This is a genomic window from Vibrio sp. AH4, from assembly GCF_030710545.1.
Lineage (GTDB): Bacteria > Pseudomonadota > Gammaproteobacteria > Enterobacterales > Vibrionaceae > Vibrio > Vibrio metoecus.
In genome coordinates, this window is record NZ_JALAIV010000001.1 from 446188 (window position 1) to 461390 (window position 15203).

A 15203-nucleotide genomic window follows, 5' to 3' on the forward strand; every position below is an offset into this window, starting at 1 on the left:
GCCACCTTATTCGTCTATATATCCTCAAACAACGGAGAGTTGCAGGTAGCTGACAGTGGGTTTATCTCCAACATCGACCAACGCGATGATCATGAAAAAACCTAACCAACACCGCGGCAACTTCAATGAGAAACGGATACTTGAATGACGCTGATTTTACCTAGCTAACAGCGAAATGCGAGATTAGAGGCTGAATTCTTAGGCAACAGTCAGTATCATGGCGCGGTTATGTTTAACACGGAAATTCGACTTGCGATGAAAGAAACTCACAACAGTCAGGATCGCCTTGCGTACCTGAAACAGCAACTGCCTGCCGATATTACTCGCAGCGTGATCGACACATTAAAAGAAGACTTAGGGGGAACGCTCGATCCAGCCGCGGACATCACGGCTAGCCTCATCCCCGCCGATCGCATCAATACGGCAACCATCATCACTCGTGAAGCGGGCGTGTTTTGTGGCCAGTTGTGGGCGGATGAAGTGTTTAAACAGCTCGGCGGCCAAGTCACCATTGAGTGGCATGTGCAAGATGGTGATACCCTCACGCCCAACCAAACCTTGTGTACCTTAACCGGGCCTGCGCGTATTCTGCTCACCGGTGAGCGCAACGCGATGAACTTTATTCAAACCCTTTCCGGTTGCGCCACGGCTACGGCGCGTTATGTGCAAGAGCTCAAAGGCACCCAGTGTCGATTGCTCGATACTCGTAAAACCATTCCCGGCCTGCGCAGCGCACTGAAATACGCCGTGGCTTGTGGCGGCGGTTATAACCACCGCATCGGCGTGTTTGATGCTTACCTCATCAAAGAAAACCACATTATTGCTTGTGGCGGGATCCGTCAGGCGATTAGCACAGCGAAACAGCTCAATCCGGGTAAACCAGTGGAAGTGGAAACCGAAACCTTGGCGGAATTGGAAGAGGCGATCAGCGCCGGTGCCGACATCATTATGCTCGATAACTTTAGCCTTGAGATGATGCGTGAAGCGGTAAAGATTAACGCTGGGCGTGCGGCGCTGGAGAACTCCGGCAATATCACGCTGGATAATCTCAAAGAGTGTGCCGAGACCGGCGTAGATTACATCTCAGTCGGCGCACTGACCAAACACCTCAAAGCCCTTGATTTGTCGATGCGTTTTAAGTCGTAACCCTTGAGGCTAACTTCAAACATTTCAAATAGTTAACAGGAAGCGAGACGCTTCCTGTTTTGTTCTTTATTTTCAGATGATCAACCCACCTTTTTTAACTGACTCGTAATATTTTGTATTCACTATGCAAATCAGTTGGTTAAATCCATATTTGCCTCGCAGCCTCCTTTCAACGGCATTCCCCCTTTGCAGCACACTGCTTATGCTCATTGCGCTTAATACGCAAAGACCTACGGAGGGAATCATGAAAGCGTATAAAAACAAACAACAGCAAGGTTTTACCTTAATTGAATTAATGATTGTGGTAGCGATTGTTGGTGTACTCGCTGCATTCGCGGTGCCAGCTTATCAAAATTACACTATGCGTGCTCATGCTAGTGAAATGGCAAGTGCATCATCTGCATTTAAGACAGCTGTGAGTATCTGTTTACTTGATGGTACACAGCTCTGTACTGCGGGTAATGGTGGAGTTCCAGCTCAACAGCAGTTCCAAAAAAGCGCCACTGACAATTTCACAATAACATCAAACGTAGAGCAAGCAGCGTTAGGTACTGCAACTGGAGCAGTTACAGCTACTGTTGTTGCAAAAGGAGCCCTACCCGTAGGAGGTACTGTTGTACTAACTCCAACAATTAGCACCTCTGGTGTTACATGGGCTATGACATGTAATGGCGCAAGTTCTAATGACTGGTGTCCTGAGCGTTAATGCTCACCAACCTTGTTGCTATCTTGCGTCAGGCTGAGTTAATCAGCGCAACGCAAGAACAAGCGGTGGTTACACAGGTTAGCGCTTCGGGAACTTCAGTGCCCGAGGCGCTGCTTGGTTTAGGGATTTTCCCCCCCCAAGAGCTGACCGAGCAACTGAGCCATATTTTCGGCTTGCCGGAAACCGACCTTAGCCGCTACGACTACGCCCCCCTGTGCCAACAGCTTGGGCTACGTGAACTGATAACCCGCTACGATGCACTGCCGATTGCCAAGCAAGGCAATTTACTGCTGCTCGCCGTCTCTGACCCGACCTTACTGCAAGCCGAAGAAGAGTTTCGTTTTGCCACAGGATTACAAGTTGAACTGGCGCTAGCCGATCACCGCGCGCTGCAAGCCGCGATTCGCCGTTTGTATGGCCGCTCGATTCAAGGCGCCGCCAATCAGGGTAAAGAGATCAGCCAAGATGAGCTCGCCAATCTGGTTAAAGTCAGTGATGACGAGCTGCAATCGATCGAAGATCTCAGCCAAGATGAGTCCCCCGTCAGTCGCTTTATCAACCAAGTGTTACTCGATGCGGTGCGTAAAGGCGCTTCGGATATTCATTTTGAGCCTTATGAAAACCAATACCGAATTCGCCTGCGCTGCGATGGGATCTTGGTGGAAACTCAGCAACCCGCCAGCCATTTAAGCCGCCGTTTAGCCGCGCGGATTAAAATTCTCTCCAAATTAGATATTGCCGAACGCCGCTTGCCGCAAGATGGGCGAATTAAACTGCGCCTGAGCCGCGATACCGCGATTGATATGCGCGTTTCAACACTCCCGACCTTGTGGGGTGAAAAAATCGTGCTGCGTCTGCTAGATAGCAGCGCCGCCAATCTGGACATTGATAAGCTCGGTTATAACCCGCAGCAAAAGCAGCTCTACCTCAATGCTCTTAAAAGACCGCAAGGAATGATCTTGATGACCGGCCCCACCGGCAGCGGCAAAACCGTTTCGCTCTATACAGGGCTGCGCATTCTCAACACGTCACAGATCAATATCTCCACCGCGGAAGATCCGGTAGAAATTAACCTCTCTGGGATTAACCAAGTGCAAGTGCAGCCGAAAATCGGCTTTGGCTTTGCCGAGGCACTGCGCTCGTTTCTGCGCCAAGACCCTGATGTGGTGATGGTCGGCGAAATCCGCGATCTGGAAACCGCAGAAATCGCGGTCAAAGCGGCGCAAACCGGCCACTTAGTGCTTTCCACACTGCACACCAACTCAGCCGCCGAAACCGTGATTCGTTTAGCCAATATGGGGGTGGAGCCATTTAACCTCGCGTCATCACTCAGTTTAATCATCGCCCAACGCCTCGCGCGCCGCCTATGTAAACACTGCAAAATCGCGGTGCGCCCTTCTGCCCTTCTGCAAAGCCAATTTGCGTTTCAACCGAATGAAATCTTGTATGAAGCCAATGCGGCGGGGTGCAACGAGTGTACGGGCGGCTACTCAGGGCGCGTCGGCATCTATGAAGTGATGGCGTTTAATACCGAACTGGCAGAAGCCATTATGCAACGTGCCACCATTCACCAAATTGAACGTTTAGCCAAAACCAATGGCATGCAAAGCTTGCAAGAATCCGGCTTAGAAAAACTACGTGAGGGCATTACCAGCTTTGCCGAGCTACAACGCGTGCTCTATTTTTAACCGTTTAATTTTTTATACCTTGTAACTCTACCCATGACATGGCGAGCCGAAACATGAAAGCAACCAAACATGTAGCCTTAAAAAACTATCGCTGGAGAGGCATCAACAGCAACGGCAAAAAAGTGTCGGGCCAAATGCTTGCCTTAAACGAATTGGAGGTTCGCGATAAGCTCAAAGAGCAGCATATCCAAATCAAAAAACTCAAGAAAGGCAGCGTTTCTCTCCTCTCTCGCCTGACCCATCGTGTCAAAACGAAAGACATCACCATTCTTACCCGCCAATTAGCCACCATGCTGACTACCGGCGTACCGATTGTACAAGCCCTCAAATTGGTGGGCGATAATCATCGCAAAGCGGAGATGAAATCGATCTTGGCACAAATCACCAAAGGCGTAGAAGCCGGTACGCCGCTTTCCAAAGCGATGCGCACAGCTAGTCCCCATTTTGATGCCTTGTATGTGGACTTAGTGGAAACGGGAGAAATGTCAGGAAATCTACCCGAAGTGTTTGAGCGTCTAGCCACCTACCGCGAGAAAAGTGAACAGTTGCGCGCTAAGGTGATTAAAGCGCTCATCTACCCCAGCATGGTGGTGTTGGTGGCGCTTGGGGTTTCCTACTTGATGTTGACCATGGTGATCCCAGAGTTTGAAAGCATGTTTAAAGGCTTTGGCGCTGAATTACCGTGGTTTACGCAGCAAGTGCTGAAACTCTCACACTGGGTGCAGGCTTATAGTTTATGGGTGTTGATCGTTCTCGGTGCTGCACTGTTTGGACTAAAAACCCTGCGCAAAAACTCGTTACAAATCCGATTAAAAACCAGTCGCTTGGGGCTGAAATTTCCGATTATTGGCAATGTGCTCGCCAAAGCGTCAATCGCCAAATTCAGCCGTACGCTTGCCACCAGCTTTGCAGCGGGGATTCCGATCCTCGCCAGTTTGAAAACCACGGCAAAAACCTCAGGCAATGTGCACTTTGAAACAGCGATCAACGAGGTACACCGTGACACCGCCGCTGGTATGCCCATGTATATCGCCATGCGTAATACCGAGGCCTTCCCTGAGATGGTGCTACAAATGGTGATGATTGGTGAAGAATCTGGCCAATTGGATGACATGCTCAACAAAGTCGCCACCATCTATGAATTTGAAGTCGATAATACGGTCGATAACTTAGGCAAAATTTTAGAGCCGCTGATCATCGTTTTTCTGGGCATCGTGGTGGGCGGCTTGGTGGTGGCGATGTACTTACCTATCTTTAACTTAATGAGTGTATTGGGTTAGTATGGAATCAAACGGCGTGCCCTTGAGCGCGCCCTCAATTTGCTTAGAGCACAATGGATGGAACTGTTTTACTACTACCCTTGGTTATTTCCTGTTTTAGCCACTTTGTTTGGCTTGATTGTCGGTAGCTTTCTCAATGTAGTGATTTATCGTTTACCGAAAATCATGGAGCGTGAATGGCGTGCCGAATGCGCAGCCAGTTTTCCTGAATATGGCATCACGCCACCAGAGGGTAAACTGACCCTCAGTTTGCCGCGCTCCACTTGCCCACACTGCCAAACACCGATTCGCGTCATTGATAATATCCCGCTACTGAGTTGGCTGGCTCTGCGCGGCAAATGCTCACACTGTAAAGCGCCGATCAGCGTTCGTTATCCCCTGATTGAGCTCCTGAGCGCCGTGATGAGTTTGGTGATTGCCATTCATTTCCCTTTTAGTGCATTTGCTGTTGCGGTACTGTTTTTCAGCTACATTTTAATTGCCGCGACCTTTATCGATCTCGATACCATGTTGCTGCCCGACCAATTAACGCTGCCTTTACTGTGGGGCGGTATTGCGCTGGCACTGCTTGGCTTTTCTCCAGTCTCACTCAGTGATGCAGTGATTGGAGCCATGGCGGGCTATCTCTCGCTGTGGTCGATTTATTGGCTGTTTAAACTGCTGACTGGTAAAGAAGGCATGGGCTATGGCGACTTCAAATTACTCGCGGCACTGGGCGCTTGGTTGGGTTGGCAGCAGTTGCCGGTTATCGTGCTGCTCTCATCCGTAGTCGGCGTAATTTTCGGTTTAATCCAACTGCGCCAACAGAAAAAAGGCATAGATATGGCCTTTCCGTTTGGTCCTTATTTAGCTATCGCCGGATGGTTTGCCTTGCTGTGGGGCGAGAAGGTGATTAATTGGTACTTCACCGTTTGGGTAGGACAACCGCTATGAGTTTTGTCGTGGCATTAACTGGCGGTATCGCCAGTGGCAAAACCACCGTCGCCAACCTGTTTCACGAACAATTTGGCATTGATCTGGTCGATGCCGATGTGATCGCACGTGAAGTGGTTGAACCGGAAACTGAAGGATTAAAAGCGATTGCCGCCCATTTTGGGCAATCGGTCTTACACTCTGATGGCTCTCTCAATCGTGCCGCGCTGCGTGAACGCATCTTTGCCGATCCTAATGAAAAAGTCTGGCTAAACCAACTGCTGCATCCAATGATCCGCCAAGGTATGCGCCAAGCGCTTACCCAAACGACCTCACCTTACGCGCTGTTGATTGTGCCACTGTTAGTGGAAAACCAACTGCAAAGCATGGCCGATCGCGTGTTAGTGGTCGATGTGGATGAAAAAATACAGATTGAGCGCACCATGGCGCGTGACAATGTTTCACGCGAACAAGCGCTAGCGATCCTTGCTGCGCAAGCCTCACGCGCACAACGTTTGGCGATTGCCGATGACGTGCTCAAAAATGACACAGAAAACCAGAAACTTTTGCCTCAAATCACACTATTGCACCAAAAGTATCTAGCCATGAGCGGGCAAAATTTGTGAGAATAAGTGCAAAGAATCCAAGGCTAGCTCAATGACCACGCACCAGTTTGAACACCCTCTCAATGAAAAGACACGTATCTACTTGCGTGTGGAAGCGCTGCTTAACCAGATGGAGCGATCCTCCACTTTCAGTGATGGGATTCAACATCAACTTTTCTTTCGTTCGTTGTTCGATATGCTCGACATCTTTGAGCAAATCCAACTCAAAAGCGAACTGGCGAAAGATATGGAAAAACAACGCTTAACCTATCGCAGTTGGCTTAACGTCGAAGGGGTCGACCAAGAGATGCTTAAATCTCTGTTAGCCGAGGTGGATGAAGTTCATCGCGATTTGATGGGAGCGGAGCGTTTTGGCCAATCACTCAAGGAAGATCGCTTCTTGAGTGCGATTCGACAACGTTTTAATCTGCCCGGCGGATCCTGCTGTTTTGATCTGCCTGCGCTGCATTACTGGCTGCATTTGCCGCTTGAGCGAAAAATGCACGATGCCCAGCAATGGATGCAAACGCTCACGCCACTTTCCAATGCGCTGAAACTGTGGCTTAAATTGACCCGTGAAACCGGCCATTACCGCTCACGCATGGCAAGCAACGGTTTCTACCAAAGTGACGCGGAGGATGCCAACATTCTGCGCCTTGCGATTCCTCTTGAATACGGTGTGTACCCGATGATTTCTGGGCACAAAAACCGTTTCGCCATCAAGTTTATCGACTTTTATAGTGGGCAAGCTTGCACCCAAGATGTGGCGTTTGATTTGGCAGTTTGCTGCTAAACCCTCGCTACTTTTTCTCGAAAGAATTTTGCGAACTTGGCTTTGCTGAACAGTAAGCCATTGCTGTTATTTTCAATAGGACAGTGTTATGACCAAAAAACTCACGATAGTGAAATGCCCACAATGTGGTACCGATGTGGAATGGGGCGAACAGAGCCCACACCGCCCTTTTTGTAGTAAACAATGTCAAATGATTGATTTTGGTGAGTGGGCAGATGAAGAAAAAGCCATTCCCGGCGCACCGGATATGTCCGACAGTGATGGTTGGTCAGAAGATCAGTATTAATTCTCGGGTTTGAGAGTAAAAAAAATATCCTCCGGCATAGCCGGAGGTTTTTCATATGCGCCTATAAGGCTTTCTTACAAGCAGCACCCTAACAGGCGCATTACGATCTGACATTTGCATATGACGATTAATTACGGCCCGTAAACGGGCTTCCTGCATATGGGATCGACAATTGCTCTCCCATTTTATCCTGCTCCAACTGATGCTTTATGTAGTTCTGTATCTTGGTCGTATTTTTACCAACCGTATCTACATAATACCCTCGGCACCAAAATTCCCGATTCCGATATTTAAATTTCAAATCTCCGAATCGTTCATAAAGCATTAGGCTACTTTTACCTTTCAAGTATCCCATAAAAGCTGAAACGCTCATTTTCGGCGGAATTTCTAAAAGCATGTGGATATGATCCGAACAGCACTCTGCTTCAAGAATGTTCACATTTTTCCATTCACATAGTTTCCTCAATATTTCTCCCACTGCTCTACGTTTTTCTCCGTAGAACACCTGACGTCGATATTTCGGTGCAAAGACTATGTGGTATTTACAGTTCCAGCGCGTGTGCGCTAAGCTCTTTTCGTCCCCCATTGGGACCCCCTTTCAATTTCTGTTTAACTCTCGCAGTTGCCAGACCGCAAGAGTGTTTTAACAAATTGAAAGGGGCTTTATAACTGACTTATAGCTGAAAGCTTTACGGAACCCCCAGCCTAGCTGGGGGTTTTCTCTATACAAAAAAGAGGAGCCAAATGGCTCCTCTTGTCTATTCATCTTCCGAATGCTGGGTTGACTCTGGCTCAGCTGAAGTTTCAATCTCAATCGCGGTCACGCGTTGCAAGCCACGGGGCAACAAAGCGCCACGGCGGCCGCGTTCACCACGGAAGTTATCCAGATCGCTCACCTTCAAGCCTAGCTTACGTTTACCCGCATACAGAGTAATTGAAGCGCCTTGTGGCAACACCATCAGGTTAGACAAGACTTCCTCACGGGTTTTGGCTTTCGCCGCAGGAATGTTGATGATCTTGTTGCCTTTACCTTTGCTCAGTTGCGGCAGATCCTTAATCGGGAACAGCAGCATACGGCCTTGGTTGGTAATCGCGAGAATCTCATCCTTATCCAGATCGGCAATCACTTGTGGTGTCATCACTTCCGAGTTTTCCGGCAGGTTGATCAAAGCTTTACCGCTGCGGTTTTTCGACAGCAGGTCATCGCCTTTACACACAAAGCCATACCCGGCATCTGAACCCACCAGCCAGAGCTGATCTTCTTCACCCATCACCACCTGACGAATGGTAGTGCCTTCGGCGACGTTCAAACGTCCGGTAATCGGCTCACCTTGACCACGCGCCGATGGCAGCGTGTGTGATTCAAGCGAGTAACTGCGGCCATCGCTGCCCAAGAACACCGCTTGCTGATTACTCTTACCACAAGCATGGGTCAGGTAATTATCCCCCGCTTTGTAGCTCAGGCTTTGGCCATCCACGTCATGGCCTTTAGCGTGACGGATCCAGCCTTTTTCAGACAGTACCACGGTGATCGCTTCACTTGGCATCAAGTCACGCTCGGTTAGCGCTTTAGCTTCTTCGCGTTCGACTAGTGGTGAGCGGCGATCATCGCCAAACTTGTCGGCATCGGCTTTGATTTCTTTCTTAAGTAGATTGTTCAAGCGACGTTCAGAGCCGAGTAGCTCTTCCAGTTTTTTACGCTCTTTTTCCAGCTCATCTTGCTCACCGCGGATCTTCATCTCTTCCAGTTTAGCCAAGTGGCGTAACTTGGTATCTAAGATCGCATCAGCTTGAATATCCGTCAGGTTGAAACGCGCCATCAGCACCGCTTTTGGATCGTCTTCGGTACGGATGATTTCAATCACTTCATCAAGGTTGAGATAAGCGATCAGCAAACCTTGCAAAACGTGCAAACGAGCCAGCACTTTATCGAGGCGGTATTGCAGACGTGAGCGTACCGTTTCACGGCGGAAAGTGATCCACTCACTCAAGATTTGCACTAAACCTTTAACCTGAGGACGATTGTCGAGACCAATCATGTTCAGGTTAACGCGGAAGCTCTTTTCCAGATCCGTTGAAGCGAACAAGTGGTTCATCAACAGATCGCAATCGACTCGATTTGAGCGCGGCACGATCACGATACGGGTTGGGTTTTCATGATCCGATTCATCGCGCAAGTCTTCCACCATCGGCAGTTTCTTCGCACGCATCTGCGCGGCGATCTGCTCCAGCAGTTTCGCACCAGAAACTTGATGCGGCAGCGCGGTGATCACGATGTCCGACCCTTCTTTGCACCACACAGCACGCATTCTTACGCTGCCACGGCCGGAGCGGTAGATTTTCTCTAACTCCACCGTTGGGGTGATGATTTCCGCTTCAGTCGGGAAATCTGGCCCTTTGACGTATTGCATTAAATCGGTCAGCGGCGCGCTTGGGTGATCGATCAAGTGAATGGTCGCCTCCGCCACTTCACGCACGTTGTGCGGTGGTATATCGGTCGCCATACCTACCGCGATACCGGTGACACCATTCAGCAAAATATGTGGCAGACGCGCAGGCAACATTTTCGGCTCTTGCATCGTGCCATCAAAGTTCGGTTGCCAATCCACCGTGCCTTGGCCTAATTCGCTAAGCAGAATCTCCGCAAACTTAGAGAGCTTGGCTTCGGTATAACGCATGGCTGCGAACGATTTTGGATCATCCGGCGCACCCCAGTTACCTTGACCATCCACCAACGGATAGCGATAGGAGAATGGCTGCGCCATCAATACCATCGCTTCATAACAGGCTGAATCGCCATGCGGATGGTATTTACCCAGTACGTCACCCACGGTACGTGCCGATTTTTTGTATTTGGCCGATGCGGAAAGACCCAGCTCGGACATCGCGTAGATAATACGTCGTTGAACCGGTTTTAAACCGTCGCCAATGTAAGGCAACGCACGGTCCATGATGACGTACATCGAATAGTTGAGATAAGCGTCTTCAGTAAACTTGCGCAGCGGCAGCTGTTCAACACCATCGAAACTGATTTCTGTAGACATTCGTTACACCTCTGCCATATCGCCGTTGCGTTGCAGCCAAGTACGGCGATCATCCGCACGCTTTTTACCCAGCAGCATATCCATCATCTCGTCGGTCGCTTCGGCATCATCAATGGTCAGTTGCACCAAGCGGCGAGTGTTGGGATCCATCGTGGTTTCACGCAGTTGCAGCGGGTTCATTTCACCCAATCCTTTAAAGCGTTGCACGTTCACTTTGGCTTTTTTCTGGCTCAGGCGCTCTAACACGCCCTCTTTTTCCTGATCATCCAGTGCGTAGAACACTTCTTTGCCACAATCGATACGGTAGAGTGGCGGCATGGCAACATAGACATGACCGGCTTTCACCAACGCTCGGAAATGGCGGGTAAATAGGGCGCACAATAGCGTGGCGATGTGCAGACCATCCGAGTCCGCATCGGCAAGAATACACACTTTGCCGTAGCGCAGTGCTTCGAGGTTGTCGTTGTCCGGATCAATCCCCAGAGCAACCGAGATGTCATGCACTTCTTGTGAAGCCAGTACCTGATCGGCAGAAACTTCCCACGTATTGAGGATTTTACCGCGCAGCGGCATTACCGCTTGGAATTCACGATCCCGCGCTTGCTTCGCCGAGCCGCCCGCAGAATCCCCTTCCACCAGGAAGAGTTCGGTGCGGTTAAGGTCTTGCACAGTACAGTCGGTCAGTTTGCCCGGCAAGGCAGGGCCTGAAGCGATCTTCTTACGCACCACTTTCTTGCTGGCACGCATTCGGCTGTGTGCGTTGGCAATACAGACTTCAGCTAACTGCTCTGCCAGTTGTGGTTTTTCGTTCAGCCACAAGCTGAACGCGTCTTTCACCACACCGGATACAAACGCCGCCGATTGGCGTGAAGAGAGGCGCTCTTTGGTTTGGCCAGCAAACTGCGGATCTTGCATTTTGATCGACAAGACATATGCGCAGCGATCAAACACGTCTTCGCCCGTCAGTTTTACCCCGCGTGGCAACAGGTTGCGGAACTCACAAAACTCGCGCATGGCATCCAGCAAGCCTTGGCGTAAGCCGTTAACATGGGTACCACCTTGCGCGGTCGGGATCAGGTTAACGTAGCTTTCCGTGATCAGCTCGCCACCTTCGGGTAGCCAAATCACCGCCCACGTTGCCGCTTCGGTTTGCGCAGTAAATTCGCCTGTAAACGGCTCTTCCGGCAGTAAGGTATAACCTTTCACCCCTTCGGCCAGATAGTCTTTTAGGCCATCTTCGTACAACCAGCGGTGCTCGTTGTTATTCACCTTATCGGTAAAGATGATTTCTAAGCCAGGGCAAAGTACCGCCTTGGCTCGCAAGTTATTAATCAGGCGCGATACGGAGAAATTCGGTGAGTCAAAGTATTTGGTGTCTGGCCAGAAATGGACGCTAGTACCGGTGTTACGACGACCACAAGTGCCAGTAACTGTCAGCTCAGTCACTTTATCGCCATGTTCAAAAGCGATTTCATACACTTGGCCATCACGACGCACCGCCACTTCTACCCGTTTGGAGAGCGCATTCACCACCGAAATACCCACCCCGTGCAAGCCGCCAGAGAATTGGTAGTTTTTGTTGGAGAACTTGCCGCCCGCATGCAGTTTGCACAGGATAAGTTCAACCCCAGAAACTTTCTCTTCGGGGTGAATATCCACGGGCATCCCTCGCCCATCATCAATCACTTCGAGTGATTGATCGGCATGGAGAATTACCTGAATTTTGGAGGCGTATCCGGCCAGCGCTTCATCGACGGAGTTGTCGATCACTTCTTGCCCAAGGTGATTGGGGCGCGTGGTGTCGGTATACATTCCCGGTCTGCGACGCACTGGTTCTAAGCCATTGAGTACCTCAATGGCGCCAGCATTATATTGTTCAGTCATAATACGGAATGCTTTATTTGCTCATGATTGGTAACTTTATCAGCGCTGTGTGAAAACCCGTTTTTTTGTGTATGAATTGTGCGAAAAATCGCATTAATTTGGGGCAGTTCATCCAACTCAACCCAAGCTGAGTATTTAGGCCAAACGCATGAGTTGATCACGCGGCAAGCCACTCAGTCACTGGGAACTTTCACGCTAAAGTCTAAGGGGAACATAGTCTGGAAGCCGCCCTCTGATGTCAAGGGCACAGCGCAAGTATCAAGTAAATTTATGAAGCTTTGCGCAGCAAAACGCGGATTGACTCCGCAAACAGTAAAAGTCGGCTATCAATCAAAGGTCGAGAAATTCAATGATCTGCTTTGGATATCGCTCAAAATCGACAAAACTGTGGTCGCCATTTTCTTCCAGCGTCAGCTTGGCGGCTCGGTATTTGTCCACCGCTTGTCGGTAATCGAGCACTTCATCGCCTTTTTGCTGCAGTAACCAAAAATCGCTTGGCTGCTTAAGAGTGGGGGTGTCCAAGGCTTTCAACTCATCAATATGACAAGCCTTGAGCACATAGTGCTCTTGCGTATAAGGATTGATTTGCTCACCAAGGAAATCGGCTAATAGCTCGTAAGGTTTGACGGCGGGATTGATCAGGACCGCACGAAAGCCAAATTGGGCATTTAACCAAGTGGAGAGATAACCGCCTAACGAGCTACCCACCAGCCCGATCCGATATTGCACACGATATTGTTCCACCACCGATAGTAAATGCTGCGACGCTTGCGCAGGAAAGCTCGGTAATTTGGGCACTACGACTTTGATATCAGGCCGATACTGCAGGCAATACTGCTGCATCACTTGCGCTTTGTGTGACAAAGGTGAGCTGTTAAAACCGTGGATGTAAAGCAGCAATGCTGGGCGGGCAGTCATATCAATATCCGTTCGAGTTAAAGTCAGGTAAGAAGCGGCCTTGTTTAAGTCGCTTCACTTGGGTGCTCACTTGCCCATCCGCGTGAAGGGTTAATTCACGCCAGCCGGGTGAGCAGTTATCTAACGCGAAATCTTGTGAATTAGGCTTAAACTGCACGCAGGTGGATGGGGTTGCCATCACACGCGCGCCAAGATGAAGACGATCCATATCCTGATGCACATGGCCACATACAATCGCTTTCACATTACGGTGCTTGGCGACGACATCCCAAAAACGCTCGCTCTCTTTGAGTGTGTGTTGATCAAGCCAAGCGCTTCCCACCAAGAGCGGATGATGATGCAGCAGAACTAAAGTGTGGCGTTCTGGATACTCGGTCAGTTTATTATCCAGCAGTTGTAACTGCTGCTCACTCAGTTTGCCATGCGGTACACCTGTCACTTGCGAATCAAGCAACACCATTTGCCAATGCTCACCGAGTAATACTTGTTCTTGTGCTTGAACTTGATCCGTAGGCAGCACACTCTGCATGCTAGGTTTGTAATCATGATTGCCCGGTAACCAATAACAGTTTTTTTGTAATGGCTGAATCCCCGAGACAAAACGCTGATAAGACTCAGCGGTGTGGTCTTGCGAGATATCGCCCGTGGCGAGAATGGCATCAAACACCACCTTTTCTTCACCAATGGCCGCAACCACAGCAGCAAAACTGTCAGCCGTATTCACGCTAAGCAAGCTCCCATTCTCAGCGGCGAACAAATGTGTGTCCGTGATCTGAACAAGCTTGACGGATGAATCCTCTGATTGAGACGACACTTTCAAAATCGGTAAACCTAACTCTGTTATTTATTGTGATAGGGAGATCGGGCTACGGCTAATGCCATGCTTAAGGCAAAAAGTTAGCCAATCACCTAAAAAACGATTCAGTTGTACTTTTTCGTCGGGTTGCACCATGTTTTCGTTCGGATAGTCATAACGTGGTAGCACTCGCCCTAATTGTTCACTGGCGCACACCTCGGCCACGCGAGCATCGTGGTACAGCCTGACAGACATAGTTGGCAATGGAAATACTGACAAGTCATCACTTTGACAAATCTCCAACAAAGTTGTGTACTTTGTGACCTCTAGCACTTCCAGTTGATAAGTCATTTGAGCAGCTTGATAACAACGTACATCACCGACCTCCGGCTGCACAGGCAACAGAGCATTCAGTTTGGCGTAGTTGGTCTCATATACCCGCATTAATTCAGGAAGATCAACATGATAAGGTTTTCTTGCTGTCAATTGACTCATCACTTATTACTGCCATTGCTGTTGTAATGGCTGATAATTCAGCTCCAACCACTGTAAGGCAATGATTGAAGCACCATTTTCAATTCGTCCTTGCAAAACCAATTGGTAGGCATCCTGACGGCTCATCACATGCACTTTAATGTCTTCACCTTCACAGTCTAAACCATGAAGACCACCGGCTTGTGAACAGTCGACCTCACCAATAAAAACATCCAACTTTTCAGAACATCCCCCAGAAGAAGGATAGTAAGAGGTGATTTTCTCAATTCGCCCCACTGCTAGCCCCGCCTCTTCCATCGCCTCACGGCGTACGACTTGTTCAGAGCTTTCTTCGGTATCAATAACCCCTGCAACAATTTCCAGTTGCCAAGGCTGTTCATGTTCTAACGCTCCCACGCGGATCTGCTCAATGATCACTACTTGGTCACGAATAGGATCGTACGGCAGCATCGCGGCGGCATGACCTCGTTCAAACATCTCTCGCTCGATCGGCTCACTCCAGCCCCCCGCAAAGCGTTTATGCTTGAAGCGATACTTAATCATGCGGAAGAAACCTTTAAATAGTGTCTCTTTATTAAGGATTTCGACATCTTTCTTATTAAAAGAGACTGGCTGCTGATTCGCGTCTTGCATTCGTACCTCCTATATAG

The 15203-nt window shown here is 49.4% G+C and carries 15 protein-coding genes; 8 read left to right on the top strand and 7 right to left on the bottom strand.

Annotation, left to right across the window (positions count from 1 at the left end):
* Positions 1-255: 255 nt before the first annotated feature.
* From nadC to yacG, 8 genes are all read left to right on the top strand, one after another.
* On the top strand, positions 256-1146 hold the full coding sequence (gene nadC, locus MKA69_RS02130) for a carboxylating nicotinate-nucleotide diphosphorylase (RefSeq protein WP_055027604.1): 891 nt from the start codon (positions 256-258) through the stop codon (positions 1144-1146).
* Between the two features lie 244 nt (positions 1147-1390).
* Entirely contained in the window at positions 1391-1852 is a 462-nt protein-coding gene (locus MKA69_RS02135; protein ID WP_305847433.1) for a prepilin-type N-terminal cleavage/methylation domain-containing protein, read from the top strand.
* A complete protein-coding gene (gene pilB / locus MKA69_RS02140; protein WP_305847434.1) occupies positions 1852-3540 on the top strand; it encodes a type IV-A pilus assembly ATPase PilB in 1689 nt (562 codons plus the stop codon). The genes MKA69_RS02135 and pilB overlap by 1 nt, the downstream gene beginning before the upstream one ends.
* A gap of 53 nt (positions 3541-3593) precedes the next feature.
* On the top strand, positions 3594-4820 hold the full coding sequence (locus MKA69_RS02145; protein ID WP_000648399.1) for a type II secretion system F family protein: 1227 nt from the start codon (positions 3594-3596) through the stop codon (positions 4818-4820).
* Positions 4821-4877: 57 nt separating this feature from the next.
* Entirely contained in the window at positions 4878-5753 is an 876-nt protein-coding gene (locus MKA69_RS02150; RefSeq protein WP_305847435.1) for an A24 family peptidase, read from the top strand.
* A complete protein-coding gene (gene coaE / locus MKA69_RS02155; RefSeq protein WP_305847436.1) occupies positions 5750-6358 on the top strand; it encodes a dephospho-CoA kinase in 609 nt (202 codons plus the stop codon). The genes MKA69_RS02150 and coaE overlap by 4 nt, the downstream gene beginning before the upstream one ends.
* 31 nt (positions 6359-6389) lie before the next feature.
* Entirely contained in the window at positions 6390-7130 is a 741-nt protein-coding gene (gene zapD / locus MKA69_RS02160) for a cell division protein ZapD (RefSeq protein ID WP_000207202.1), read from the top strand.
* 88 nt (positions 7131-7218) lie between these two features.
* Entirely contained in the window at positions 7219-7416 is a 198-nt protein-coding gene (gene yacG / locus MKA69_RS02165; RefSeq protein WP_000162865.1) for a DNA gyrase inhibitor YacG, read from the top strand.
* Between the two features lie 127 nt (positions 7417-7543).
* Here the strand turns inward: yacG and tnpA are convergent, their stop codons facing one another.
* The 7 genes from tnpA to nudF form a co-directional block, all read right to left on the bottom strand.
* Positions 7544-8002 (bottom strand): IS200/IS605 family transposase, encoded by a 459-nt coding sequence (gene tnpA / locus MKA69_RS02170; protein WP_055027481.1) that lies wholly within the window; start codon positions 8000-8002, stop codon positions 7544-7546.
* 172 nt (positions 8003-8174) lie between these two features.
* On the bottom strand, positions 8175-10460 hold the full coding sequence (parC, locus tag MKA69_RS02175; RefSeq protein WP_000102521.1) for a DNA topoisomerase IV subunit A: 2286 nt from the start codon (positions 10458-10460) through the stop codon (positions 8175-8177).
* A 3-nt stretch (positions 10461-10463) separates the two neighbouring features.
* Complete coding sequence (gene parE / locus MKA69_RS02180) at positions 10464-12344, bottom strand: DNA topoisomerase IV subunit B (RefSeq protein ID WP_055029068.1); 1881 nt, start codon at positions 12342-12344, stop codon at positions 10464-10466.
* A gap of 330 nt (positions 12345-12674) precedes the next feature.
* Positions 12675-13262 carry an esterase YqiA gene (gene yqiA / locus MKA69_RS02185; protein WP_305847437.1) on the bottom strand — a complete coding sequence of 196 codons (588 nt, stop codon included), beginning with the start codon at positions 13260-13262 and terminating at the stop codon, positions 12675-12677.
* Position 13263: 1 nt separating this feature from the next.
* Positions 13264-14076 (bottom strand): 3',5'-cyclic-AMP phosphodiesterase, encoded by an 813-nt coding sequence (gene cpdA / locus MKA69_RS02190; RefSeq protein WP_170938089.1) that lies wholly within the window; start codon positions 14074-14076, stop codon positions 13264-13266.
* A 30-nt stretch (positions 14077-14106) separates the two neighbouring features.
* The gene (locus tag MKA69_RS02195) at positions 14107-14553 is read right to left on the bottom strand and encodes a DUF1249 family protein (protein ID WP_000080870.1); all 447 of its coding nucleotides are present in this window, start codon (positions 14551-14553) and stop codon (positions 14107-14109) included.
* Positions 14554-14559: 6 nt separating this feature from the next.
* Positions 14560-15186, bottom strand: coding sequence for an ADP-ribose diphosphatase (nudF, locus tag MKA69_RS02200; RefSeq protein ID WP_001150032.1), 627 nt, complete (start codon positions 15184-15186; stop codon positions 14560-14562).
* Positions 15187-15203: the final 17 nt, after the last annotated feature.

Excerpts from the sequence above, each read along its gene's own strand:
- coaE (WP_305847436.1), top strand. The coding sequence starts at position 5,750 with ATGAGTTTTGTCGTGGCATTAACTGGCGGTATCGCCAGTGGCAAAACC.
- MKA69_RS02145 (WP_000648399.1), top strand. The coding sequence starts at position 3,594 with ATGAAAGCAACCAAACATGTAGCCTTAAAAAACTATCGCTGGAGAGGC.
- pilB (WP_305847434.1), top strand. The coding sequence starts at position 1,852 with ATGCTCACCAACCTTGTTGCTATCTTGCGTCAGGCTGAGTTAATCAGC.
- nadC (WP_055027604.1), top strand. The coding sequence starts at position 256 with ATGAAAGAAACTCACAACAGTCAGGATCGCCTTGCGTACCTGAAACAG.
- MKA69_RS02135 (WP_305847433.1), top strand. The coding sequence starts at position 1,391 with ATGAAAGCGTATAAAAACAAACAACAGCAAGGTTTTACCTTAATTGAA.
- yacG (WP_000162865.1), top strand. The coding sequence starts at position 7,219 with ATGACCAAAAAACTCACGATAGTGAAATGCCCACAATGTGGTACCGAT.
- MKA69_RS02150 (WP_305847435.1), top strand. The coding sequence starts at position 4,878 with ATGGAACTGTTTTACTACTACCCTTGGTTATTTCCTGTTTTAGCCACT.
- yqiA (WP_305847437.1), bottom strand. The coding sequence starts at position 13,262 with ATGACTGCCCGCCCAGCATTGCTGCTTTACATCCACGGTTTTAACAGC.
- tnpA (WP_055027481.1), bottom strand. The coding sequence starts at position 8,002 with ATGGGGGACGAAAAGAGCTTAGCGCACACGCGCTGGAACTGTAAATAC.
- parC (WP_000102521.1), bottom strand. The coding sequence starts at position 10,460 with ATGTCTACAGAAATCAGTTTCGATGGTGTTGAACAGCTGCCGCTGCGC.
- nudF (WP_001150032.1), bottom strand. The coding sequence starts at position 15,186 with ATGCAAGACGCGAATCAGCAGCCAGTCTCTTTTAATAAGAAAGATGTC.
- zapD (WP_000207202.1), top strand. The coding sequence starts at position 6,390 with ATGACCACGCACCAGTTTGAACACCCTCTCAATGAAAAGACACGTATC.
- parE (WP_055029068.1), bottom strand. The coding sequence starts at position 12,344 with ATGACTGAACAATATAATGCTGGCGCCATTGAGGTACTCAATGGCTTA.
- MKA69_RS02195 (WP_000080870.1), bottom strand. The coding sequence starts at position 14,553 with ATGAGTCAATTGACAGCAAGAAAACCTTATCATGTTGATCTTCCTGAA.